The sequence below is a fragment of the Candidatus Poriferisodalis sp. genome (assembly GCF_965203655.1).
Lineage (GTDB): Bacteria > Actinomycetota > Acidimicrobiia > Acidimicrobiales > Poriferisodalaceae > Poriferisodalis.
Genome location: NZ_CBDBDD010000009.1, coordinates 657,238 through 679,613, shown reverse-complemented (window position 1 = coordinate 679,613; position 22,376 = coordinate 657,238). Strand labels below are relative to the sequence as shown.

Here is a 22,376-nt window from a genome sequence, read left to right as displayed (position 1 = left end):
CCGACGGTGCTCGTCACCCGCCCGAGCGAGACCGGTTGCGGCTAGTGCCAGCCGCAGACCAGCTCGACCAGCGTCCGCACGCCGAATCCGGAAGCGCCCTTGGACAGTTCGCCGGCATCGGCGTCGGTGCGCACGGGTCCAGCGATGTCGAAGTGCACCCACGGCGTGTCGCCGACGAACTCCGACAGGAACAGACCTGCGTGCAGCGTGCCCCCGTAGCGGTTCTTGCCGATGTTGCGCAGATCGGCGATCGGCGAATCGAGCTGCTCGCGGTATTCGGGCGGCAGTGGCAGGTGCCACAGCAGCTCTCCGGCGGCACGTGCGGCAGCCAGGGCGCGTTCGATCGCCGCGGGGTCATTGCCCATGAGCCCGCCGTACTTGTCGCCCAGCGCCACCATGCAGGCACCCGTGAGCGTCGCAAGATCCACGACCAGGTCGGGTTCCTCTTCGACGGAGAGCGACAGACCGTCGGCGAGAACGAGCCGGCCCTCGGCATCAGTGTTCAGCACCTCGACCGTCTTGCCGTTGCGGATGTGCAGCACGTCCCCGGGCTTGGTTGCTGTCGGTCCGGGCTGATTGTCGGTGCAGCAGCAGATGCCGGTGACTGCGATGTCGGGTGCGAGCCGAACGATGGCGCTCATCGCCCCGATGACTGCAGCGGCACCGCCCATGTCGATCTTCATCCACTCCATGCCTTCGAAGGTCTTGAGGTTGAGCCCTCCGGTGTCGAAGGTGATGCCCTTGCCAACCAGGTGAACGGTCGCGCGTGGCGTGGCGGTCGGCTGCCAGCGCATCCGGATGAGCGCCGGGGGCTCAGTCGAACCTGCATTGACGCCCAGCATCCCGCCGCATCGCTCCGCTTCGAGACGTTCGCGGTCCCATACCTCGACCGATGCGGTGCCCGCGGCGGGATCGCCGTCGGCGCTGGCAGCCTCGATCGCTGCCATAGCTGCTTCGGCGAGGCCGGTGGCGGTGAGCGCGCCGGCCGGCTGGTTGACGAGATCGCGGGCGAGCGCGATCCCTCCGGCCACAGCGTCCGCTCGAGCCAAGGCGCCAGCCACGTCCGTCCCGTCGGGCGCCGGGAGCACGATCCGTTCGAGCGCCTCAGGCTCAGGCGGCTCGCCCTTGTGCTCGTCGAAGCGGTACGAGGCGAGCAGCATGCCCTCGACCACGGCGCTGAGCGCGACATCGGCGCCGAGGTCGTCAGCGGCAACCGCCGCCAGCGCCGAGGTCAGCGAGTCGAGCTTCGACGCCGAGCGCCACAGGTTCGCTGCCGCAGAGCGGATGTCTGCCGCCCCGAGATCGTCCGATCCCAGCCCGACCGCAATCGGCAGGGCGTCGTCTGCGGCCTCGGCGAGGCCGGCCATCAACGCGGTCGTGCCAGCGGAGCCGTCGAAGCCGCTCGCAGCGAGGTAGTTCGGCGCAGCGCCCAGCGTCTCGAGTGCATCGCTGCGAACCGGCCGGTCGCTGGCGGCGGTCGGCGGTGCATCACCGTGATCGGTGACCACCTCAAAGGCGTCAATGGACGTACTCAACGGCACGGCTTCCTCCATCTGTCAGGTCGGCAGGGTCGTTCGTCGGTCACGCGCGGGCACGCGCTCAACATCTCGCAGCGCGGTTCTACCCGACGCCGCCGACCGGCGCAGGCAGTTCTCGACGTTGGCCGACGACTACGAGGTGGGCCGCAGGTGGACGACGTCCCCGACCGACACGGTGTGGGTACGGCCCGTAACGTCGCGCACCAGCAGCCGGCCTTCCGCATCGAGGTCGCTGGCGACTCCCTCCAGCGCCCCGATGTTGGATGCGCCGTTGGATGTCTCGTCAAAAGAGATGCGCACGTGGCGTCCGAGCGTGGCCGAGTTGTGACGTGCCTCGGCAAGCAGGGATGCCGCGCCCAAGCCGGCACCGTGATCGTCGCTGCACAGGGCCCCATACCGCTGCTCGAGTCCCTCGAGGACCAGGCGCGCCAGCAACGTCCGGTCCACGGGTGCCCCGGACACGAGGTTCAGGCTCGTCGCGATGCCGTCGAGTTCGTCTGGGACGGCCGGCCAGCCGGTGTTGAGCCCCATGCCCACGACCAGCGCTGTCAGTTCCCCCTCTGTGCTGAGAGACTCCGCCAGGATGCCCGCCAGCTTGAGGTCCCGGGGTCCCGTGCCGGCGATGACAAGATCGTTCGGCCACTTGAGACTCGGGCGCACCCCGCTCACGCGCTCGCATGCGTCAACTGCGGCAAGGGCAACTGCCATCGTCACCAGCGCCGCACGGGGCGGAGGCAGCACACCGGGGGGCGGCCGGAGGAGCACCGACATCATGAGCGAGGTGCCCGGCGGTGCGGTCCAGCGGCGTCCCCTCCTGCCGCGCCCGGCAGTCTGCAGGTCCGCGATGAGGACCATTCCTTCAGGTGCACCCTGGCGCGCCCGTTCGAGCAGTTCGGTGTTGGTCGAGTCGATCTCTTCGTACCACTCGACGCTGGAAAACCTGGTGCCGCTGACCGACGTGAAGTGCGCTGATTCGGTCGACGTGGTGTCGCGCTGCGGAGGCACGCCCCGAGCGTAACGGTGGCACTCGGGACGGCAGCCGACAGAATTGCCCGCTGCCGGTCGCATATGGGTCGGCGCAACCGGCGTGGCGTCGGCGAGCACCGGCAGCCGCCTCCGGCGGGACATGACAGTTAGGAACTCATTCGTGTTCAGCAAGCTCCTCATTGCCAACCGAGGTGAGATCGCGGTACGCGTCATCCGGGCCTGCCGTGAGCTGGGCATCGGCACCGTCGCCGTCTACAGCGAACTCGACCGCAATGCGATGCACGTGCGGCTTGCTGACGAGGCATACGCGCTCGGCGGGCAGACGGCCGCGGAGAGCTACCTCAACACCGAGGCCATTCTCGACGTGATCGAGCGCAGCGGGGCTGACGCGGTGCATCCCGGCTACGGCTTCTACTCGGAGAATGCCGACTTCGCCCGGTCGATCACCTCGAAGGGCGTGACGTTCGTGGGGCCGCCGCCCGAAGCCATCGAGGTCATGGGCGACAAGATCTCGGCGCGCCTCGCCGCTGAGCGCTCGGGCGTCGCGGGCGTGCCGGGCACCACCGAGGTCATCACCTCGACCGACGATGTCGCAGCCTTCGGCGACGCTCACGGCTACCCCATCGCCATCAAGGCGGCCTACGGGGGCGGGGGCCGCGGCATGAAGGTGGTCAGCGGGCCCGACGAGATCGAAGCAGCACTGTCATCCGCGCAGCGAGAAGCCGAGGCGTTCTTCGGGCGGGGCGAGTGCTACATGGAGCGCTACCTCACCTGGCCGCGCCACATCGAGATGCAGGTCATCGCCGATCACCACGGCAATGCCGTCTGGCTGGGCGAGCGCGACTGCTCTGCCCAGCGCCGACACCAGAAGCTGGTGGAGGAGAGCCCCGCGCCGTCGCTCGACGACGAGGTCCGCACAGCCATGGGAGAGGCGGCGGTGTCGGTGGCGCGCGGCTGCGACTACACGAATGCGGGCACCGTGGAGTTTCTCTACCAGGACGGCGAGTTCTTCTACCTCGAGATGAACACTCGCCTGCAGGTGGAGCACCCGGTCACTGAGATGGTGACCGGCATCGACCTGGTGCGTGAGCAGATCCGGGTGGCCGCGGGCGAGCCGCTGTCGTTCGGCCAATCCGACATCTCCTCGGTCGGCCACGCCATCGAGGCCCGCATCAACGCCGAGGATCCCGCCGGCGGTCGCTTCCTGCCCTCACCCGGTGAGCTGAGCGCACTGCGGGTGCCCGACGGTTTCGGCATTCGCTGGGACGGCGGGTACGAGGCGGGCGACACCGTCAGCCAGTTCTACGACAACCTCATCGGCAAGCTCGTGGTGTGGGGCTCGGACCGCCCGACTGCGATCGCCCGCATGCAGCGCGCGCTCGGCGAGCTCGAGGTCGGCGGTGTCGCGACGACGGCTGCTGCGCACGCGGCGATCATGGCCTCGGACGACTTCCAGGCCGGCACCCACAGCACGAAGTGGGTCGAAGAGCGGCTCGATCTGAGCGGGGTGAGCGGCAAGGCCGACACGGCGCCGGAGGTATCGCTCGACGGCGAGGCCGGACCGCGCGTCCGGCGCGACGTCGTCGTGGAGGTCGACGGCAAGCGGTACTCGGTGAGTGCATGGGTGCCCGAGTCGGCGCCCGCTGCGAACTCGGCGGCAACGGTCACACGGCCGCGGCGCTCAGCCAGCGGCGCATCAGCAGGCGCCGGTACGGGCCAGGTGACCGTGCCCATGCAGGGCACGATCGTGAAGATCCTCGTGGAGGTCGGCCAAGAGGTCACTGCAGGCGAGGGCGTCGTGGTGCTCGAAGCCATGAAGATGGAGAACAGCATCAACGCTGACCGCTCAGGGACAGTCACCGATATCAAGGTGGCACCGGGTGACACCGTCGGCGCCGGCGACGTGGTGGTCGTGATCTCCTAGACGTCCGCTTCGAGCGACCGAGGTTCATCCGCGGCCGCTCGCGTCTTCAGCGTGCCGACATCGAGTTCGATGGCTCGGACACGGCGAAGCGTTCGCTCGGCGATGACGCGGTTGGCGCGCAGCAGGTCCGCAAGCACGCCCAGCATCACCAGCTGCATCGCGACCAGCAACGCGACCGCCCCGATGATGAGCGACTGCACGTGACCTGAGCCGTCCGAAGTCACCCAGAACCAGCCGAAACGGCCGAACAGGAACAGGCCGACCGCAGCAAACAGCGCCGCCGGCACCGCGAATACCCGCAGCGGTTCGTGCATGGCATAAACACGGGCAATCGTTCCGGCCGCCCTGCGCACGTACTGGCGCTTGGACTTGAACAAGCGCGACGGCCGGGTGGTGGGATTCACCCTCACCTCGACATCAGTGACGGCCAAGTCGGATTTGCCGGCCTGGATCACCGTTTCGAGCGTGTAGGTGAAGCGCGAGACAACGTTGGCCGCCAGCGCTGCTTCCCGGCTGTAGGCACGGAATCCCGAGGTGACATCGGCAACGTCGGTGCCCGAGGCCTGTCGCACGGTCCACGAGCCGAGTCGCTGCAGGCGCTTCTTGAGCGGCGAGAACTCGGGGTGATTGCGGATGTCGCGCGAACCGATCACCAGATCGGCTCGGCCGGCCACGATTGGCTCGACCAGGCGGCTGATGTCGTCCGCGTGGTATTGGTTGTCGCCGTCGGTGTTGACGATCACATCGGCACCCATGCGCAGGGCCGCGTCGACACCGCTGGCGAACGCCACGGCAAGCCCCTTGTTCTGCGTGAGGCTCACCACTGCGTCGGCACCGTGCGTCCACGCCACATCCACCGTGCCGTCGGTGGAGCCGTCATCGATCACCAGCCACAGCACCTCGCTGAAGCCCTCCACCTGCCGCGGCAGATCGCTCAGGGTCTGTCCCAGGGTGTCAGCCTCGTTGAGGCAGGGGATCTGGATCACCAAGCGCACCCGCACATTGTGTCGGGTGCGCCCGGCACAAGAGAACTCAGCGCCGGGTACAGCCGGCACAAGAGAACTCAGCGTCGGGTGCGCCCGGCACAAGGGAACTCAGCGCCGGGTGTCGTGCGCCAAGTCAGTCGACGTCGATGTGGCGGAGTCGCACGGTGGCGAGCGCAAGGCTGACCGCCGACACGCATGCCAGCACGATGACGGCGGTGACGAGCCGGTACGTCGTGAAGCCGAGGTCGACGTCAGCGATGCGGGCGAGCAACGTGCGGGCATAGCCGCGCAGCGACAGCCGCTCGGCAAAGTCGCCCAGACCCACCGCCAAGCCCTCCCACAGCAGGACGTAGGCGATCCCCCACAGCACGGCCTTGCGGAACAGCAGGCCCACCAGCACGAACAGGCACGAGTACGCGATCGTTCCCAGCGCCGCGGCGGCCAGCGATCCGAGAGCGACTCGGCCCGAACCGGCGACGAAGTCAGTCGCGAGCCAGCCGCCCAGCACCGTGGGCACGACGCACAGCGGCAGCGACACCGTGACCGACGCCAACGCGGCAGCAGCAGCGAGCGGGGCACGGCCCATCGGACGCAGCCACAGGTACACCAGCGTGCCGTCGTCGCGCGAATCGCCCAGCGAGGCTGCAGCGAATACCAGCGACACGATGGGCACGATCACGATCAGACCGAATCCGTCGGCGTAGCTCGCGCCGTCGAAGATCATTCCCGCAGTGCTGCTTCCGTTGCGGCTTGACGAGCTGCCTACCACCCAGCCGACGACGATCATGGTCGTCCCCAGGGCGCCGAGCGCTGCGATGCGACCCATCGAGACGATCTGGCGGATCAGGACCCGGTAGCAGAGCACTGTCGCACGCACAGCGCCGACGCGCCGTCGCACGGCCGTTGAGGCTGCAGCGGCCGCCGGGGTGCTCATCGCCGTTCCACCAGGTAGCGGAACACCGACTCGAGGTCGTCATCAAGCGGCAGCACGGTGCGCAGGCGTGCGTCGAGACGTCGGGCCAGGGGCGCGATCTCGCGGCCGAGCCGATCCACGTCCAGCGTGTCGGCGATGACGGCGCTCTCCTCGACACGGACGCCGACGGCAGTGCCCGACTCCATCAGCGCCGCGGCTAGGTTGCGAGGCTTGTCGGCTTCGATGCTGACCTGATGAGGACGGTCGTCCATCAGCTCGCGCAGTTCGCGGTAGTCGCCGCTGGCGACGAGCCGGCCCTGGGCGATCACCAGGATGCGCGACCCCAGCAGAGCAACCTCTTCGAGCACATGGGAGGACACGAGCACGCAACGGCCCTGTGCGCCCAGATCTTCGAGCACGTCGATCATGCGGCGCCGCTGGAGGGGATCGAGGCCGTTCAGCGGCTCGTCCAGGATGAGCACGTCAGGGTTGTGCACGAGTGCGGCGGCCAGCTTGGTGCGCTGCCGCATGCCCTTCGAATACCCCGAGACCGGACGCGGATCGTCCGGATTCAGTTCGACGAGCTCCAGCGCCCAGCGTGCAGCGTCGACGGGGTCGGCGACGCCATGTGTCTCGGCCGCGATGTGCACGAAATCGAGCGCATCAAGCCGGTCGAACAGGGCGTCCTGCTGCGGCGACAACCCGATCCGGCCTCGCACGTCGCGGTCCAGGCGTGCGTCTGCACCCAGGACGCGCACCGATCCGCGGGAGGGCGACGTCAACCCGCACATCATGCGGAACAGCGTCGACTTGCCCGCGCCGTTGGGTCCGAGCAGCGCGGTGACACCCGAACGCACCGCGAAGGTCACATCCGACACGGCCACCACGTCCCCGAAGATCTTCGAGACGCCATGCACCTCGACCATGCCGGCGGGCAGATCGGGTGCCCCGGCCCCGTTCGCCTCGCCTGCCGGCCCGCCCGAATATCTCCCGCCGACCGCCGTCGAGCCGGCTGGGGGTTCCGGCGCCGGCATCGGGCGCGGGCGGGGGCTCACTGCGTCGCCTCGATGCGCCGGTAGCGCCACCAGACCACCGCGCCTCCCGCCAGCACCCACGCGGCATTGGCGCTCAGCACGAACCACGTCGCCAACTCGCTCAAGCGTCGTCCCGGTGCACCGTCGTCTCCCGCGAACTGCAGCGGCGGGCCGATGCCGTAGATCCGGTCCTTGAGCGCGGCACCGATCTCGAAGAGGTTGAACGCGTACAGGCGCGAGTCCAGCTCGGCGGTCTCCACCAGCGAACTCGTGACGAGAGAGCTGCCGAGCAGCAGCAGGATGACGCCGATCACAGCGAAGGCCCGGCGGTCGGTCAGGCTGGATATTGCCAGGCTGGCAGCGGTCATCGTGGCGGCGATGGCGATGCCAGAACCCAGGATGCGCACGAGCACCGTCAGCCAGTCGCCGATCCCGGCGGGGCCCGATCCCTCCACGGTGTAGGCGACGAGCAGGAACAGCAGCGGCCCCATGGTGATGACCGCCAGTGTCACCGTCACCGCGGCAGCCTTCGAGGCCAGGTAGCTCCACAGCCGCAACGGCGTCGACAGGTACAGCGGCAGCATCCCGTTGCGGCGATCGGCCACCAGGATCTCGGGCACAACGATCCCGCAGAAGAAGAACAGCGCCGCCTGGATGTAGCCGTAGTACTCGTGGTACTCGGGCAGAATGTTCTCGCTGATCAGGTCGATGTCGAGCACCGTCGCGATGCCCACGAACACGATTGCGGGCACCAAGGCGACTACCACTGCCAGCCACGGCAGGAACTTGTGCCGGGCGGGACGTCCCAGCCCGAGGGTGAACCGCATCGACGAGACAATCACCGCACGCATGGCGCCGGCAAGACCGTGCCGGGCGCCGTCGTAAGGCCGGTAGCGCTGATCGAGGATCTGTGCAGCGCTGTCGGCTGCCGCAACGCCCGAGGGGGTCGATTCCGTCGACTCGCTCATGCCGCCGTCTCGAACAGGTCAGCCAAGGAGCGGCGGCGAGTCTCGAGCCTCCGGATGCGTGCGCCCGCATCGGCAACCGCATCGCGAGCTCGGTCGCACAGCTCGTCGCGCTCCAGGCCGCCGAGTCGCAGCGTCGTGCCGACGCGCTCGAGAGCGATCCCCGCAGCACGCAATGCACGCTCGACGGCATCCACCGAGCCAGCCGGCTCTGCGACATCGACGAGTTCGAGGGTGACGCCTTCATCGTCGCCGATGAGGTCGCTGAGCGGCCCGCTCGCCACCAGCCGGCCGGCATCTAGCGCCACAACGTGGTCGCACACGCTCTCGACCTCGTTGAGCAGGTGCGAGGAGAGCACCACGTTGACCGAGTGCTCGTTGCTGATCTCGCCGATGAGCGTGAGCATCTCGCTGCGCTGGGTTGGGTCGAGCCCCGAAGTCGGCTCGTCGAGCAGCACGAGCTGGGGATCGGACGCGATGGCCTGCGCGAGCTTGACCCGCTGGCGCTGGCCGGTCGACATCGTGCCGAGCGTGCGGGTCCGCTCCTCGCCCAGGCCCACCAGCCACAGGCTGTCCGAGGCCCGTGTGCGCGCCTCGCTGCGTGGCAGCCCGCGCACCTGTGCCAAGTGGCGCACAAAGTCGACGGCTCGCATCTCGTCGGGCAGCACGTCTCGTTCGGGAGCGAATCCGACTCGGGTCCGCAGTGCGGGGCCCTGGCTGCGGGGATCGAGCCCGAGCACCGTCGAGGAACCCGAGGTCGGCGCGCGCAACCCCAGCAGCGCATTGATCAACGTCGTCTTGCCTGCCCCGTTCGCGCCGACCAACCCGGTTACGCCCGGATGCAACTGGACATCGATCGCGTCAAGCGCGACAGTCGATCCGAATCGTTGCGTCAGCGCCGTCGTCGAGGCAATCACCGTCTCGGCAGCGTCGCTCACGCGCTCAACCTAGGGGCACAGACGCTCAGGAGCGGGTAACCCCCTGCACCCAATGGCTAGTGATCTGCTTCGGCGAGACCGGCGACGGCCAGCGCCTTGCGCTTGGCAGAGTCGAGGTCGTAGTGCTTGCGGGTGACGATGCGCTGGGCATACAGGCCGCCGCCCGCCTGCAGGTTGGTCACGAACTTCCACCCGCCGTAGGAATCGGCCGTGAGGTCCCTGATGGTGTGCATCAACCGGGCCCGGTACTCGCCGTCGACGTCGTTGCGGGTCGACATGTACTTGCGGGCGAGCGCGCCCACCTCGGCGTTCTCGAAGTCGGCCGGCACGGGCGAGGTCAGCACTGCACCGCCGGCGATGTCGTGCAGGTGGCGCACCATCGCGCTGTAGTTCGCCGCCGCCTGGAACTTGCCTGCGTTGGTGTAGAGCTCATTGGGGAACGCCGCGCCCTCAGGCCCGATCGAGCAGTGGGCGATGGCCGCTTCCAGCGCCGCTCGGATGAGGGTCGCGTGGATGATCAACTCGGAGATTTTCTCCTTGACGTGGCCGATGCCCGCGGTGCCGTTGGCTTCGGCCACGAGCTGCGCCAGGCCGACGAGCTGGTCGGCTTCCTCCACGAAGGCCGACAGCCCGCCGAGGCGTTCCCACAAACCCAGCGCATGCGCGAACACGGCGGCGTAGTGCGTCTCGCCGTCGAGGAAGACGCGCTCGTGGGGCACGAACACGTCGTCGAAGATGACGAAGCCTTCGGGATAGTGGTGCTCGCCCGACACCGGGAACGCCCGGGGATCCTCGTGGCGGGGGGCGTAGGTGGTGTTGATGATCTTCACCCCGGGCGCATTCACCGGCACCGAGCAGCCGATCGACCAGTCCTCCTCGCCGGGCTTCATGGCCTTGGTCGGGATGGTGAGCAGCTCGTGCCCGAACGAGGCACCGGTGATGTGCAGCTTGGCGCCGCGGATGACGACGCCGTCGCGCTGGCGGTCCACCACTCGCACGTAGGCGTCAGGGTCGTCCTGCCGGGCCGGTGGCCGGCTGCGATCGCCCTTGGCATCGGTGATGCACTGGGTGATGCGGATGTCGTCGCCCTGGGACTCAGCGATGAAGGCATCCATGCGCTCGATGTAGTCGGGCTTGGTGTCGACCATCCGACCGGCTGCGGTCTTGAGCGTCTGGATGGAGGTGTAGGTGACGTGGGCCATCATCCCGGCTGAGTGCAGCAGCGGGATCATCTCGCGCAGATCGTCCGCGCTGCGCGGCACGGTCATCAGCGGTGACATGGCGTCTGGTGCCGGGTCGTAGACGCGGTCGTAGGCCTTCGCCGTGGCGTCGACGGTGAGCCCCAGGATCGGGTGCTTTTCGAGGTCGTCGACCTTCTCGCCCTCGAAGTAGGTCAGACGACCGTCTGCGAGCGAGTCTCGGTACTGCTGTCCGGTGCGCATGCTGGGTTCCCCCGTTCGTCCCGAGTGCGTCGTCGTGCGGCGCGGGCGGCAGTCACGCTAGTTCTCTGGCCGTGGGCGAGCCCGAGCGACTCGTGTGCCGCGGGCAACGCCCTGGGTGGGGCGATAGAACGGAGGCCATGGACGACGCTTCTGCTCCCTCCCCGCTCAACCCGGGCGCGGTGTCTGCCCCGGCCGACATCACGTCCCCGACGGCCGCCGCGACCTACGAGCTCGACGGTCACATCGCCACCATCACCTACAACCGGCCCGAAGCGCTCAACGCCATCAACGGCGAGATGCGAGCGTGCCTGAACGCCGCGTGGCTGGAGTTCTACAACGACCCCGATGCCTGGGTGGCGATCATGACCGGCACTGGCCGGGCCTTCTGCGCCGGTGCCGATATGCGCGACCGCACCGGCGGCTCGGCAGGCATCTGGTCGGGCACATTCTTCGAGACGCCGACCGTCAACAGCTACGAGAGCGGCTTGGAGCTGTGGAAGCCCACTATCGCGGCGGTAAATGGGGCGTGCATCGGCTACGGCCTCACCGGCGCGCTGGTGGCGGATTTCCTGATCGCTTCGGACCGGGCGATCTTCGGCATGCCGGAGGTGAAGATCGGCGTGCCGACGATCGTGGGTTCGATGCGCATGCCACCCAAGATCGGCTGGGCGAACGCCATGGAGCTGCTGCTGACCGGCGACAACGTCGATGCCGAGCGGGCTCGCGAGATGGGCCTGGCGTGGAAGGTGGTGCCGCACGACTCGCTGCTGGACGAAGCCCGGACGCTGGCCGAGCGGCTCTGCCAGGGCGCACCCCTCGCCGTGCGAGCCGTCAAGGAAGTCGCCTGGCGAAGCGCCCGCATGGGCTGGACCGAGGCGGTTCGCATGGGCGAGTCGCTGCGCCGCCTCGTAGCCGCCAGCGACGACGCCAAGGAGGGCGGCCGCGCCTTCGCCGAGAAGCGCCCGCCCGAATGGACCGGCGCCTGACGACGCAACCCCCGAACGGGTCTAGCCGGCGAGCGTGAGGCGGGCGACGAGGTCGGTGCCGAAGCCGGTGAGGATTGCCAGGTAGAGCAGCCCCGTCGCGGCCATCACGGCGGCGTACTGGCGTTCTCGCAACGCTGCCATCGCCACGGCTGCGAGCGCCACGGTGGTGACCGCGCAGGCGACCCAGAACCATCCGAGCAGGCCGCCGTAACCGTCGTCGATCGAGCCGCTGAGCACTGCGATCATGCCGGTTGGCACCAGCAGCAAGCCCACCTCGAACGGCCAGACCGCGCCCAGATGCCGCACGAGCTCGCGCAGCGGCTCACGGCGCAACCCCGGCTGCACCAAGTACCAGTGCCCAAGCAGCATCGAGTCGCTCACCACACCGAGGAAGGCAGCGCCGACAACGACACGCGCGAGGTGGAGCGCCGGAGCGATGTCGCCGCTCGCGCCGAGTCCTGCAGCAATGACCCCGACCAGTCCGACGAGAGGCGCTGCGAGATCCCAGCGCGGGTCGAAGCCCTCAATCGTCCTCCTCGGGGAGGATTCAGCTGGCGCCCCGCGGTCGCTGCCGGCGTCGCCAGTCGGCGCCTGGGACTCTGCTTGGTTCACGTTGGGCACGGCCGAACGCACGAGTGTCGCACCGGCGCACAGCGCCATCGCAATGCAGGCCATGTCACGCACGGCATTCGGCTGGAACACGAGGCCGGTGACAGCCCCGACTGCGGCGATCACCCCGTACAGCGAGCGCAGCAGCCAGCCGTAGCCAAGTCCGACTTCCCGCCGGCGCGTGGTCACCCACAGGTACGCCAGCCCCCCTGCGGCCCACTGGCACATCACCGTCGCCACATCCACCGGTGCGCCCTCAGCCATCGCCGTGCTACCTCTCGCTGATCGGGGAAGCGCTACGCCGGGACGGGGCGGACGCGGGCGCTGAGCTCCACGGCTGCGGCGGACTCGGCGGCGTGGTAGCTCGAACGGGTGAGAGGGCTCGACTCGACATGGTCGATGCCGAGCGCTGTGCCCACCTCCCGCCAACGCTCGAACGACTCGGGCGATACCCAGCGGGCGACGGGAATGTGGTGGCTCGTCGGTCGCAGGTACTGGCCGATGGTGACAATGCTCACGCCGACGGCCGCCAAATCCGCCAGCGTGAGATCGACCTCTGCGTCGTCCTCGCCCATACCGACGATGATGCCCGACTTGGTGACGTGCCCCGCCGAAGCGCTGCGCGCCAGCAGGGCGAGGCTGCGGGCGTAACCCGCCGAGGGCCGCACCGCCCGCTGCAGCCGGGCGACGGTCTCGATGTTGTGATTCAGAATGCCGGGGCTCGCGTCGAGGACGGTCTGCAGCGAGGAGGCATCACCGCCGAAGTCGGGAACGAGCACCTCGATAGTCGTGCCCGGCGACCGATCCCGGATGGCAGCGATGGTCTCGGCAAACGCGGCGGCCCCGCCATCGGGAAGATCGTCCCGGGCCACGGCGGTGACCACCGCATGATCCAGCTCCATCTCGGCGACCGCGTCCGCAACCCGGCGCGGCTCGCCCGGGTCGAGTGGGCCGGGCTGGCGGGTGTCGACCAGACAGAAGCCGCACGCTCGCGTGCACCGCTCCCCATTGAGCATGAACGTCGCGGTGCCCGCGCCCCAGCATTCGAAGATGTTGGGACAACCCGCCTCCTCGCACACCGTGACGAGGTCGTGCCGCCGCATGACCTGGCGCAGTCGCAGGTAGCCGTCGTTGAGATCCATGCGAGCGCGCAGCCACGGCGGCTTCCGATCGGCGAGGTGCAAGCCGCCATTCACACCCGCCTCGCTGAGCCGCGCCCGGCTGCGCGGCGGGGCTACCTCGACGGGGCCGGGACCCAGTCCACGGCTGAACGCACTGAGGTCTGACGTGCGGTGCCGCCACGCCACCTCGGCCCGCTCGATATTCCCGCCGCCCCATCGTTGCGCGGCGTGCCGAGCCACTGCGTCGACCACCTCGCGCATCGTCGCCGCGCAGCCCTCCGCCCGCAGCGATGTGGGCCGGTACTCAGTGATGCCGCAGGGAATGATGCGCTCGAACCACGACAGATCCGTGTCGACGTTGAGCGCGAATCCGTGCATGGTGCGACCGCGGCTGAGCCGCACCCCGATGGCGGCGAGCTTGCGGGGCGTGCCGTCGAGGCCGGTCCACACCCCCGGGTACCCACGCAACCTGCCGCACCCGCCGAGGCCGAGGTCGGCCAGCCCGTCGATGAGCACCTGTTCGAGGTCGCACACATACGCCGCGGTCTCGGCCAGGCCGCCGCCGCGGCGTCCCGGCAGCGTCAGGATCGGGTAGCCGACGAGCTGGCCAGGCCCGTGATAGGTGAAGTCGCCGCCACGGTCGATGCGCACGCAGTCGGCACCGACCTCCGCAGGATCGACCAGCAGGTTGGTCTCGTCCGCGCTCGGTCCCGCGGTGAACACGTGGTCGTGTTCGAGCAGCAAGAGGTAGTTGTCGTTGCTGCCGGAGAACAGCCGTCGTTGCAGGTCAAGCGCCTCGGCGTAGCGAACCCGCCCCAGCCAGCGCACTCGCAGCATCGGGGGCACCAGCCTCAGAGCTCCGCTCCCCAGTCGTGCTGTTCGAGCATCTGGCGGACGTGCCCCAGGAATCCGGCGGCGTAGCTGCCATCGAACGCCCGGTGATCCCAGCCCATCGCCAGGTGACCCACCGAGTGAATCACGATGCTCTCGTTGCCGAATCGGTCGGTCACCACGACCGGGCGGCGGGCGACCCCGTCGGTCGACAGCACCGCGACTTGGGGCTGGTTGATGATTGCCGCGGTGGTGTAGGTGCCGAATGAGCCGTTGTTGGAGATCGTGAAGGTGCCGCCGGTGATGTCATCGGGCGTCAGGCGCTTCTCCCGTGCACGCCCTGCCAGCTCGTTCATGGTGCGAGCGACGCCACGCAGGCTCAGCGAGTCTGCATCGCGCAGCACCGGCACGATGAGGCCGTCGTAGCTGAGATCCACCGCGACACCGACATTGCGGCGCCGCCAGAGCCTCAGGCCGCCTTCTTCGACGGACGCGTTCAGGCGGGGCCAGTGACCCAGCGCATCGGTGACGGCCGCCACGATGAAGGGCAGGTAGGTGAGGCTGAAACCCTCCGATGCCCGCCACGCTTCGCGATGGGCACGGCGTACCTGCTCGACGTTCTCGTAGTCGACCTCGACAATCGTGAGCGCATGGGGCGAGGTGGCAACCGAGTGCACCATGTGCTCGCCGGTGCGGCGTCGAATGTTGTTGAAGGTCTCGAACCGGGAATCGCCGTCGGACCATCCCGCTGCTGCGGCAGCCGCCACGGGCGCCGGCACCACGGGCGGGCTGGGCGCCGACGGGCGTTCACTGGCCGGCGGCCCGGTCGGCGTTGCGGCGGCCGCCGTTGCGGCCGCGGAGCGCTGCCGCTCGTCGATGGCGTTGAGCACGTCCGAACGCGTGATGCGACCGCCCACGCCGGTGCCCACGAGCGCTGCGGGGTCGAGTCCGTGCTCTCGCACCAAGCGTCGGACGACAGGCGACAGCAAGTGGCTGCCATGGTCGGCTCCAGGCCCGTTCGCGGCACCGTTGGCACGTGCAGCAGCCGCAGGAGCAGCGGCCGGCGCTGCGGGCGGATCGGCCGGTGGCGGCGCGGCTGCAGGCGCAGCAGCCGGTTCCGCCGGCGCGCCACTGGGCACCGGGATGACCGCATCGGGTGACGGCGCTTCGGCGCCCTCGGCAAGCTCGACGATCGCCAGCACCGTCCCGACGTCCACCGTCTCGCCTTCAGGGACGCGTATCTCGGTGATGACGCCCTCCATCGGCGAGGGCACCTCGCTGTCGACCTTGTCGGTGGAGACCTCATAGAGCATCTCGCCCACAGCGATGGAGTCGCCCACACCCTTGAACCAGCGGGTGATCGTTCCCTCGGTGACTGTCTCGCCGAGCTGGGGCAGTACCAGGTCAGTCATCCCGCTGCCCCGTCTGGCGTACTGCGCCCGATCCTGCGCTCATCCGTGCAGCCCTCGTCCCGTGAGCGACAGCATGGTTTCGCCGAACAGCTCCGAGAGCGTCGGATGCGGTTGCACCAAGGCGGCCACCTCGGCGACGGTGGCCTCCCAGTTGACCGCCAGGTAGCCCTGGCCGAGCTGCTCGGTGACCCAGGGTCCCATCATGTGAACGCCCAGCACGCGCCCGGCAGTCCCGTCGGCCTCGCGCTCGGCCACGATCTTGACCAAGCCCTCGGTGTCGTTGACGATCATGGCGCGCGAGTTGCCGCTGTAGCGGTGCTTGGAGGTAACGACATCGAAGCCCGCCTCGCGGGCCGCTGCCTCGGACAGACCCGCGAAGGCCACCTCGGGATGGCAGTAGATGGCCCACGGCACGTTGGCGTAGTCCACCGGGGCGGGTTCCTCGCCCAAGATGTCCTGCACGGCCACCATGGCCTCGGCGAACCCGACGTGGGCAAGCTGCGGGGTGTTGATGAGATCTCCGACCGCGTAGACACCGGCCATCGACGTGCGGCACCGCTCGTCGGCAACGACGAAGCCACGCTCGTCCACCTTGACCTCGGTGTCGTCAAGGCCGAGATGGTCTGGGTAGGGCCTGCGGCCCACCGAGACGACAACGGCGTCCACCTCCACGTCGGCCACCTCGCCATCGCCCTCCGACGACCCGCCCGTCGTGTACTGCACGGTCGTGCCGCCGCCCTCAAGCGGCGTGTGGCCGGTGACCCGGCAGCCGGTAAGCACCTTGATGCCCCGCTTGGAAAACGCCCGCGTCAATGCCTTGGCGATGTCGGTGTCCACCCCAGGGACGATCTGGGAGGCGTACTCCAGCACCGTCACCTCTGCGCCGAGATCGGCGAGCATCGAAGCGAACTCGCATCCGATGGCCCCACCGCCGATCACCGCCACGCGGCCGGGTACTTCGTCGAGGGCCAAAACCTCGTCGGAGGTCATGACCAGCGTGGAGTCGCGCTCGAATCCGGGCAGCGTGATCGGCACCGAGCCCGCAGCGAGCAGAACGTGGTCGCCGGCGAGGATCTGCGAGCCGGACTCGTCGCTTTCCACTACGACGGACCGGTCGGCCACCAGACGGCCGGTGCCCTCGAAGACGGTGACCTTGCGGCGGCGAAGCAGTCCCTCCACACCGGTCTCGAGACCGTCCACGATGCGCTGCTTGCGTTCCTGCGAGACGCCGAAGTCCAGCTCCGGCGGTGCGACATTCACGCCGAAGGTGGATGCATCGCTGACGGTGCGCCAGACGGCTGCGGTCTCGAGCAGTTCCTTCGCTGGGATGCAGCCGCGGTGCAGGCACGTTCCGCCGAGCCGGTCCCGTTCCACCAGCGCGACCTTCATGCCCGCAGCCCCGCCATACAGCGCCGCTCCGTAGCCCGCGGGACCTCCGCCGATCACGACGAGGTCGTAGCGAACCGGGGCACTTGTCTCGCCGTTCATCGCTTCATCTGCCATCGCGCGACGAGGGTACGCCTCCCTGCCCGCCTGTTTGCACCGAGAGCGGCCGGCCGCCGTGACAACCAGCGCCTAAGGCCACGTCAGCACGCGGACGGCGAACGCCACCAGGATGACAATGCCGGTGGCGAGTGCCAAGCCGAGCAGCGCCCGAGTGCTCACCCCGCAGAATGTAACCCGCGCTATCCCAAATAGGCCCACGGCTAGGCTCGCGCCGTGACACAGCTGCGATCTCAGGCGGCTGTCGCGGCAGCGGCGGCGTTGCTCGTCTTCGGCTTCGTGAGCGGCTGCGGGAGCGTCGAGGTCAGCGTGTCTCGGGACACGGCGGCCACGACACCTGCTGCCGAGGTGCCCGCGACTACCTCCGGCGGCACCGACACCGGTGCGGCTGCCGAGCCTGCAGCGACGACTGCCCCGATCCCCCAGGAGACCCGGGCCGAGATCCTGCTGCTGGAGGGTGCGCTGCTCGACGGGCAGCAGTTCGATCTGACTGCGACCGCCGGAAACGACGTCCTGCTGTGGTTCTGGGCGCCATGGTGACCGGCGTGCAATCGTGAAGCGCCTGCGGTCGCAGCGCTGAAGGCAGAGCACGGCGACAATCTGGTGCTCGTCGGGGTCCCTGGGGGCGACTCCCAAGACGCCTACCGGGAATTCGTCGCCAAGCACCAACTCGGCGACATTCCACAGGTTTCCAACGAAGACGGCGATCTGTGGGATCAGCTCGGCAACAGCTACCAGCCGAGGTGGATGCTGGTGCGAGTCGACGGCAGCGTCAAGCGCGGTGACGGCACTCCGCCGCCCGACATCGTGACCGACGCCCTGTCCCCCGCGTAGGCACCGCCGTGAAGCGCACCAAAGAGCGCAGCGTCAGCGTCGAGCGGCTGATTGCCGCTCCTGCGGAGAAGATCTTCGCCGTGCTGACTGATCCCAGCCGCCACCGCGAGATCGACGGCTCGGGGACACTGGCCAAGCTGACCACCAGCAACGCCCCGCTCACGCTCGGCAGCACGTTCTCGATGCGCATCAAGGTCGGAATCTCCTACACCGTCAAGAACCGCGTCTTGGAATTCGAAGACAACCGCCTGATCGCCTGGGCGCACTGGCAAGGACAGCGCTGGCGCTACGAGCTTGAGCCCCAGGACGGCGGCGGCACGCTCGTGCGCGAGACCTTCGAGTGGGGAACGGCGAAGCTGCCGCGCAGCGTCGAACTCATCGGGGCTCACCGCAAGAACGTGACGAATATGGAGAAGACTCTCGAGCGGCTGGCCGCCCTGGTCGAAAACCCATCCGACGACGAAGCCGACTGATCGGTGCTTCCCCGGCGGGTGCCCGAATGTGCCCCGGCGGAGATCAGTCCTCGGGTTCGATCACCCAGACATCTCCGTCGAACGCCTCCTCGAGGCGCCGATGGAGGTCCGCCAATGTGCGGTCGTCGCCGCGCCGCACCAGCACTGCTTCGTCGCAGTTGCGCATAAACCAGGTGTCGCGGCGGCGCATCGCCTTGCCGAACGCCTCGCCATCGACCGGTGCCGTCGAGGCCAGCACGAATTCCTGAGTTGCCTGCTGGCGCAGATCGGCAAAGCGGCGCCGTGACGGAGCGGGCCAGCGGGCTTCGATGCCCTCGAAGGCGAGCACCACGACGTACGGCACCCCCGCCGCAAGCGCAGCCTCAGCGCCCATCGTCTCGGCCCCGAGACCAAGGCCGCTGGCAACCACAAGATCGGGATGCATCTCACGCTTGGCGGACAGCACGTCGCTGAGCTGGCGCAGCACCCTGCGAGAGGTCGGGTTCTCGTTGTACCCGCCGATCTCGGGCGGCCGGTGACCCAGCACGGCAAGGCCGTGGCCGCTGATCTCGCGGCCATCGCCCGAGCTTGCGCCGCTGCGGGCCACCCCGGCGGCGGGTTCACTCGGGATCGATCGCCGATCGGCGAGCTGATCGAGCACGCCGTCGTCGAATCGATCGCCGCGCAGCCCCGTGCCGGCGCCCGCCGCATGCACGGCCAAGACGTCCGCGGCCGAATTCAGCCGCTGGCCGGCATGGCCCTTCACCCAGGCGAACGTGACATCGCCGCGTGCTGTTACCGCATCGATGAACGGCTCCCACAGATCGCGGTTGGCGACGGGTTCCTTCTTCGAGTTCAGCCAGTTGCGACGGTGCCAGCCCTTCCACCACTCGTCGGTGAAGCACTTGACCACGTAGGTGGAATCACTCACGACGCGCAATGGACCGTCCAGCGCTGCGACAGCGCGAGCCGCGGCCGTCACCTCCATCCGCTGGTTCGTCGTGGCGGGCTCGTAGCCGCATTCCCACGGTCCGCCGTCGACCACGAATGCCCAGCCGCCGGGACCCGGGTTTCCCAAGCAGGACCCGTCGGTGAAGACATCTCGCGCTGTCGCGTGCGGTTGTGGACTCATCCAAGTGCGACACTAGAACCCATGCTCTTCGACGGGTTGCATGAGCAAATCCCCGACATCGACCCCGATGAGACCGACGACTGGCTGCAGTCATTCGCTGCAGTCGTCGAGGAGCGGGGCAAGAACCGGGCGCGCTTTCTCATCCGGCGGCTCATGTCCAAGGCCCGTCAGCTGCAGGTCGACTTTCCCGCCACCGTCTCGACGCCGTACATCAACACCATCGCTCCCGAGCACGAGCCGTGGTTCCCCGGCGACGAGGAGATCGAGAAACGCCTGCGCGCCTTCATCCGCTGGAACGCCGTCGCGATGGTGACCCACGCCAACTCCTGGGCCGACGGCATCGGCGGCCACCTGTCCACGTTCGCCAGCTCGGCGGCGCTGTACGACGTGGGCTTCAACCACTTCTGGCACGGCAAGGACGACGGCGAGCCCGGCGATCACATCTACATCCAGGGCCATGCCGCGCCGGGCATCTACGCACGGGCCTACCTCGAAGGCCGCCTCGACGACACCGACCTCGAGCACTTCCGGCGCGAGATCGGCCGCACCGGGCTGTCGTCGTATCCCCACCCCCGTCTCATGCCCGAGTTCTGGGAGTTCCCGACAGTGTCGATGGGACTCGGGCCGATCATGGCCATCTACCACGCCCGCTTCAACCGGTACCTGCACAACCGTCGCATCGACAACACCGCAGCATCGAAGGTGTGGTGCTTCGTAGGCGACGGCGAGACTGACGAGCCCGAGACGCTCGGGGCGCTGCATCTCGCCGCACGGGAGCGTCTCGACAACCTCATCTTCGTCGTCAACTGCAACCTGCAACGGCTGGATGGGCCCGTCCGAGGCAACGGCAAGATCATCCAGGAGCTCGAAGCCAACTTCCGCGGCTCGGGCTGGAACGTCATCAAGGTGATCTGGGGCGGGCGCTGGGACGAGCTGCTTGCGCGCGACCGCGACGGCGTGCTGCTCAACAAGATGAACGAAACCATCGACGGCGAGTACCAGCGCTACTCGGTGGAGAGCGGGCAGTACATCCGTGAGCGGTTCTTCGGCCCCGATCCCCGGCTGCGCGAGATGGTCCAGCACCTCTCCGACGAGGACCTGCAGACGCTGCCCCGCGGCGGTCACGACTACAAGAAGCTCTACGCCGCCTATCAGGCGGCTGTCGAGCACGAGGGCAGCCCAACGGTCATCCTGACCAAGACGGTGAAGGGCTGGTCGCTGGGGCCCGATCTGGAGGCGCGCAACGCCACGCACCAAATCAAGAAGCTGAACCGCACCCAGCTGATGACGATCCGCGACCGGCTCCGCCTCCATACCGAGATCGACGCCGAGTTCGATCCCGACGATCCGCCGTACTGCCGGCCCCAGCCGGGCAGCGCCGAGCACGAGTACCTGATGGCTCGCCGCAAAGCGCTCAACGGCCCGTTGCCCAAGCGTGTTCGCAACTGGTGCCGCAAGGCGTTGCCGATGCCGAGCTCGAAGCCGTTCGAGGAGTTCGCTACGGGTTCGGGCGAGATGGCGGTGTCCACCACCATGGCGTTCACCCGGATGCTGCGCGCGATGACGCGCGAACCGGGTTTCGGCGATCGGGTGGTGCCGATCATCCCCGACGAGGCCCGGACGTTCGGCATGGACTCGCTGTTCCGTGAGCTCGGCATCTATGCCAGCCAGGGACAGCTGTATGAGCCGGTCGACCACGACCTGCTGCTGTCCTACACCGAGCACATCGACGGTCAGATCCTAGAAGAAGGCATCACCGAGGCGGGCGCGCTGGCCAGCTTCACCGCTGCCGCGACGTCCTATGCCACCCGCGGCGTGCCGATGGTTCCCTTCTACACCTTCTATTCGATGTTCGGCTTCCAGCGCGTGGGCGACATGATCTGGGCGCTGGCCGACATGCGCGGGCGCGGATTCCTGATGGGCGCCACCGCGGGCCGAACGACGCTGATGGGCGAGGGCCTGCAGCACCAGGATGGGCATTCCCCGCTGCTGGCCTCGGTCGTGCCGCCGTGCCAGGCCTACGACCCCGCCTTTGCGTACGAGCTCGCAGCGATCGTGCGCGACGGGATCCGGCGCATGTACGGCGTGGGCGAGGACATCTTCTACTACCTGACGATCTACAACGAGAACTACATCCAGCCGCCCGAGCCCGATGATCTCGCTGTCGAAGACCTGCTGGCCGGGCTGTACCGCTACGCGCCCGCAGCGCCTGGCCGCGCGCACGGGGGGACGATCCTGTTCTCGGGGTCGGCTCAGGGTGCCGCCCGGGCTGCGACTGACTTGCTGGCCGCCGAGCATGACGTCGCCGTCGACCTGTGGAGCGCCACCTCGTACAAGGCGCTGCGCGAGGAAGCACTGTCGTGCGAGCGCTGGAACACGCTGCATCCCGACGAGCCCCAGCAGGTTCCCTTCGTCACCCGCCAGCTGGCCGACGGCACCGGGCCCGTCATCGCCGTGACCGACTTCATGCGGGCCGTGCCAGATCAGGTGTCCCGCTGGATCGGCCGCGATTACACCTCGCTGGGCACCGACGGCTTCGGACGAAGCGATACCCGCAGCCGCCTGCGGGAGCACTTCGAGACCACCGCCGAGCACATCACGGTCGCCGTCCTGTGGCGCCTGGCCGAGCTGGGAGAGATCGACTCGACGGCGGCCGCGGAGGCCATCAAGCGTTACGGCCTGGCCACCGACAGCGCCGACCCCTGGTCCTCAGCAGCGCACTGAGCCTCGCGGGCGGCGGACATGTCCGGTGAAGTCCGGCTTGCGTCG

Annotated in this window: 19 protein-coding genes; 6 read left to right on the top strand and 13 right to left on the bottom strand. The window is 68.5% G+C overall.

The features are described from left to right. Positions 1–41: 41 nt before the first annotated feature. Both ACOGW9_RS14500 and ACOGW9_RS14495 read right to left on the bottom strand, forming a co-directional pair. A complete protein-coding gene (locus ACOGW9_RS14500) occupies positions 42–1,541 on the bottom strand; it encodes a leucyl aminopeptidase (protein ID WP_419912470.1) in 1,500 nt (499 codons plus the stop codon). 129 nt (positions 1,542–1,670) lie between these two features. Then, on the bottom strand, positions 1,671–2,543 hold the full coding sequence (locus tag ACOGW9_RS14495) for a biotin--[acetyl-CoA-carboxylase] ligase (RefSeq protein WP_419912468.1): 873 nt from the start codon (positions 2,541–2,543) through the stop codon (positions 1,671–1,673). A gap of 142 nt (positions 2,544–2,685) precedes the next feature. On the opposite strand from ACOGW9_RS14495, the gene ACOGW9_RS14490 reads away from it, so the two are divergent. Then, complete coding sequence (locus ACOGW9_RS14490) at positions 2,686–4,449, top strand: acetyl-CoA carboxylase biotin carboxylase subunit (RefSeq protein WP_419912466.1); 1,764 nt, start codon at positions 2,686–2,688, stop codon at positions 4,447–4,449. Here ACOGW9_RS14490 and ACOGW9_RS14485 read toward each other — a convergent pair. From ACOGW9_RS14485 to ACOGW9_RS14460, 6 genes are all read right to left on the bottom strand, one after another. Continuing rightward, positions 4,446–5,444 (bottom strand): glycosyltransferase family 2 protein, encoded by a 999-nt coding sequence (locus ACOGW9_RS14485; RefSeq protein ID WP_419912464.1) that lies wholly within the window; start codon positions 5,442–5,444, stop codon positions 4,446–4,448. The two genes, ACOGW9_RS14490 and ACOGW9_RS14485, sit on opposite strands and share 4 nt — an antisense overlap. 124 nt (positions 5,445–5,568) lie before the next feature. Further along, on the bottom strand, positions 5,569–6,369 hold the full coding sequence (locus ACOGW9_RS14480) for an ABC transporter permease (RefSeq protein WP_419912462.1): 801 nt from the start codon (positions 6,367–6,369) through the stop codon (positions 5,569–5,571). After that, positions 6,366–7,403: an ABC transporter ATP-binding protein gene (locus ACOGW9_RS14475; protein WP_419912460.1), complete on the bottom strand. Its 1,038-nt coding sequence runs from the start codon at positions 7,401–7,403 to the stop codon at positions 6,366–6,368. The genes ACOGW9_RS14480 and ACOGW9_RS14475 overlap by 4 nt, the downstream gene beginning before the upstream one ends. Next, a complete protein-coding gene (locus ACOGW9_RS14470; protein WP_419912458.1) occupies positions 7,400–8,350 on the bottom strand; it encodes a hypothetical protein in 951 nt (316 codons plus the stop codon). Before ACOGW9_RS14470 ends, ACOGW9_RS14475 begins: the two co-directional genes overlap by 4 nt. Next, positions 8,347–9,285 (bottom strand): ABC transporter ATP-binding protein, encoded by a 939-nt coding sequence (locus ACOGW9_RS14465; protein ID WP_419912456.1) that lies wholly within the window; start codon positions 9,283–9,285, stop codon positions 8,347–8,349. The genes ACOGW9_RS14470 and ACOGW9_RS14465 overlap by 4 nt, the downstream gene beginning before the upstream one ends. Positions 9,286–9,341: 56 nt before the next feature. Further along, positions 9,342–10,727, bottom strand: a complete 1,386-nt coding sequence (locus ACOGW9_RS14460) for a 4-hydroxyphenylacetate 3-hydroxylase N-terminal domain-containing protein (protein ID WP_419912454.1) — start codon at positions 10,725–10,727, stop codon at positions 9,342–9,344. A gap of 137 nt (positions 10,728–10,864) precedes the next feature. Between ACOGW9_RS14460 and ACOGW9_RS14455 the strand changes: the two genes are divergently transcribed. Continuing rightward, a complete protein-coding gene (locus ACOGW9_RS14455) occupies positions 10,865–11,713 on the top strand; it encodes an enoyl-CoA hydratase/isomerase family protein (protein ID WP_419912452.1) in 849 nt (282 codons plus the stop codon). Positions 11,714–11,734: 21 nt separating this feature from the next. Here ACOGW9_RS14455 and ACOGW9_RS14450 read toward each other — a convergent pair whose 3' ends face one another. Genes ACOGW9_RS14450 through lpdA form a run of 4 tightly spaced genes read right to left on the bottom strand, consistent with a single transcriptional unit; the run spans position 11,735 to position 17,189 of the window. Next, the gene (locus ACOGW9_RS14450; protein WP_419912450.1) at positions 11,735–12,586 is read right to left on the bottom strand and encodes a hypothetical protein; all 852 of its coding nucleotides are present in this window, start codon (positions 12,584–12,586) and stop codon (positions 11,735–11,737) included. Between the two features lie 32 nt (positions 12,587–12,618). Beyond that, positions 12,619–14,280 carry a lipoyl synthase gene (gene lipA / locus ACOGW9_RS14445; RefSeq protein ID WP_419912448.1) on the bottom strand — a complete coding sequence of 554 codons (1,662 nt, stop codon included), beginning with the start codon at positions 14,278–14,280 and terminating at the stop codon, positions 12,619–12,621. Between the two features lie 14 nt (positions 14,281–14,294). Then, positions 14,295–15,686: a dihydrolipoamide acetyltransferase family protein gene (locus ACOGW9_RS14440; RefSeq protein WP_419912446.1), complete on the bottom strand. Its 1,392-nt coding sequence runs from the start codon at positions 15,684–15,686 to the stop codon at positions 14,295–14,297. Between the two features lie 39 nt (positions 15,687–15,725). Then, entirely contained in the window at positions 15,726–17,189 is a 1,464-nt protein-coding gene (gene lpdA / locus ACOGW9_RS14435) for a dihydrolipoyl dehydrogenase (RefSeq protein WP_419912445.1), read from the bottom strand. A 216-nt stretch (positions 17,190–17,405) separates the two neighbouring features. On the opposite strand from lpdA, the gene ACOGW9_RS14430 reads away from it, so the two are divergent. The 3 genes from ACOGW9_RS14430 to ACOGW9_RS14420 all read left to right on the top strand — a co-directional run bounded on the left by ACOGW9_RS14430 (position 17,406) and on the right by ACOGW9_RS14420 (position 18,496). Then, entirely contained in the window at positions 17,406–17,729 is a 324-nt protein-coding gene (locus ACOGW9_RS14430) for a hypothetical protein (RefSeq protein WP_419912443.1), read from the top strand. A 63-nt stretch (positions 17,730–17,792) separates the two neighbouring features. Further along, on the top strand, positions 17,793–18,023 hold the full coding sequence (locus ACOGW9_RS14425) for a hypothetical protein (protein ID WP_419912441.1): 231 nt from the start codon (positions 17,793–17,795) through the stop codon (positions 18,021–18,023). A gap of 8 nt (positions 18,024–18,031) precedes the next feature. Further along, entirely contained in the window at positions 18,032–18,496 is a 465-nt protein-coding gene (locus tag ACOGW9_RS14420) for an SRPBCC family protein (protein ID WP_419912439.1), read from the top strand. Positions 18,497–18,539: 43 nt separating this feature from the next. Here ACOGW9_RS14420 and ACOGW9_RS14415 read toward each other — a convergent pair whose 3' ends face one another. Beyond that, entirely contained in the window at positions 18,540–19,607 is a 1,068-nt protein-coding gene (locus ACOGW9_RS14415; RefSeq protein ID WP_419912437.1) for an RNase H family protein, read from the bottom strand. 21 nt (positions 19,608–19,628) lie between these two features. On the opposite strand from ACOGW9_RS14415, the gene aceE reads away from it, so the two are divergent. Beyond that, a complete protein-coding gene (aceE, locus tag ACOGW9_RS14410) occupies positions 19,629–22,331 on the top strand; it encodes a pyruvate dehydrogenase (acetyl-transferring), homodimeric type (RefSeq protein WP_419912434.1) in 2,703 nt (900 codons plus the stop codon). Positions 22,332–22,376 lie beyond the last annotated feature (45 nt).